This is a genomic window from Thermococcus sp. ES12, from assembly GCF_012027515.1.
Lineage (GTDB): Archaea > Methanobacteriota_B > Thermococci > Thermococcales > Thermococcaceae > Thermococcus > Thermococcus barossii.
In genome coordinates, this window is sequence record NZ_SNUP01000091.1 from 1 (window position 1) to 428 (window position 428).

The 428-nt window shown below is 36.0% G+C and carries 1 protein-coding gene; it reads right to left on the reverse strand.

All coding sequences use genetic code 11. The annotated features are described in order from the left end of the window. Positions 1-428 (reverse strand): DUF63 family protein (locus E3E37_RS11200; protein WP_167717430.1); only part of this gene is annotated, 428 nt, incomplete at both ends.

Consider the following 428-nt stretch of genomic DNA (forward strand, 5'->3'; position numbering starts at 1 on the left):
CAAGAATGAACACTATCCACGGATAATAGACAAAAGCCCCAAACTTTTGAACCAAGATATTCTCCAGCCAGTGTACTTCTCTATAACCATAATAGTGGATTGCAACAATTGTAGAGCCTATATCAAAGATGTGGGCAAACACTGGGAAAAGATATATCTTTTCAAAGGGTTTGAATCTATAATACCCCAAAATTGGCAGTAAAAAAACTAGTGTATAGAATACTGTTAGCTCATATGGCTTCCAATTCTTAGCATTGATTATGAGAAGATAGTTAACATAAAGGGCCAGCAAAGAACCCCATCCTATTGTTATTTTTGGATATGTCTTTAGTTTCGAATCAGCAAAGATCGCAGGCACAATTAAAATAAATGCTGTGAAAAATATTCCGGGAGTCAAAATAAGAGGATGTGGTAGATCGGAAGAACAC